At 73.8% G+C, this 1,198-nt stretch carries 1 protein-coding gene and 2 pseudogenes; all 3 read right to left on the bottom strand.

Annotated elements, in window-relative coordinates; all coding sequences use genetic code 11:
* A pseudogene (locus D183_RS0114455) lies at positions 1-252 on the bottom strand (vWA domain-containing protein); the annotation flags it as partial.
* The gene (locus D183_RS0114450; RefSeq protein ID WP_017909628.1) at positions 249-716 is read right to left on the bottom strand and encodes a DUF4381 family protein; all 468 of its coding nucleotides are present in this window, start codon (positions 714-716) and stop codon (positions 249-251) included. The gene D183_RS0114450 and the pseudogene D183_RS0114455, both read right to left, overlap by 4 nt.
* Positions 713-1,198: pseudogene (locus D183_RS0114445) on the bottom strand (DUF58 domain-containing protein); the annotation flags it as partial. The gene D183_RS0114450 and the pseudogene D183_RS0114445, both read right to left, overlap by 4 nt.

The raw sequence follows: 1,198 nt of genomic DNA, 5'->3' as shown, positions 1-1,198 counted from the left end.
CGCGCACAGGCAGAACCAGGCCAGCCACGCCAGCCACACGCTGGCGCGCCACAGCCCGCCGCGTGCCGGCGCGGCGGCCACGGCCTGCAGGCGCTCGCCATAGGGCACGCGCAAGGCCGGCGCATTGCCGCGCCGTGCCGGCAGCAACAGATTGGCCAGCAGGGGCAGCGGCATCGCCAGCCACATCCACGGCCAGGCGAAGCCGGCCAGCAGGTCGCTGAGGCTCTGCCACGACGAAGACACCAGGCTCATCGCCGTCCTCCACGCCGCGCCGCCATCAACGCCAGGAAGCGGCGCCGCGCCAGCGGCAGCAATGTCTGCACCTGCGTCGGGTCGAGGCTGGGGCGGTAGCCACCGTCGAGCAACACGCGGCCGGGGCCGGCGGAGAACGCCTGGTGTTTGTCGCCGCCATCAAGGAACCGCAACCAGTCTTCGCCCTGCAGCGCCGCAGCGGCCGGATCGCGACGTTGTGCCGCGCGCCGGAGCAGCTCCGAGACCGCGGCCACCTGCGCCGGCGGTTCGCCCGTGCGCGTCGCCGCATCGAACTGACGCTGCCAGCGCTGCTCGCGCCGGCGCCGGCGCATCCATACCAACAATGCAACGCCGAGCGCCAGCAGCAACACCGCCGCCAGCATCCACCAGCCCGGTGCGGGCGGCCACCAGGCCGGTGCCGGCGGCAGATGCACATCGCGCAGGGGCAATTGCTGCGGGCTCATGCCGACGCCCCCCGTTGCACCGGCAGCAACCACGACTCGCTGGGTGCGTCGCTCAGCAATACCCGCACCTGCACGCCGCGGCCCGGCAGTTCCGCCGCCAGGGTTTCCAACGGCTGCACGAATTGCGCGCGCCAGCGCTGTTGCGCGGTGCTCGCCAGCAGATCCACCTCCACGCGGCGGCCGCTTGCCCAGAACGGCAGGGCGGCACGTGGCGGATGCACTTCCAGCGGATCGGCGAGCAGCAGCAACTCCACTTCGTTGCGCAGCGCCAGCCCGGCCCAGCGCGCGGCGGGCACGGCCTGCGCACTGGCCGGATCGGCCAGCACGGTCAGGCGCGATCCCGGGCGCAGCAGCTTGGCCGCGTGATCCAGCGCCATGCTCAGGCCGGCATCGTCCTGCGGCGGCTGCGCATACCAGCGCGCCAGCACATCGAGCACGCGCAGCACGCCGCGCGGCCCGGCGGCGGGCGGCACCGGCGCTTC

Origin of the sequence: Xanthomonas sp. SHU 199 (assembly GCF_000364665.1) — a bacterium.
Lineage (GTDB): Bacteria > Pseudomonadota > Gammaproteobacteria > Xanthomonadales > Xanthomonadaceae > Xanthomonas_A > Xanthomonas_A sontii.
The sequence above is the reverse complement of the archived record's forward strand: the minus strand, read 5'-3'. Positions and strand labels throughout refer to the sequence as shown.

Bases quoted from the DNA above. Each gene is read 5' to 3' on its own strand.
- D183_RS0114450 (WP_017909628.1), bottom strand. From the start codon at position 716: ATGAGCCCGCAGCAATTGCCCCTGCGCGATGTGCATCTGCCGCCGGCA.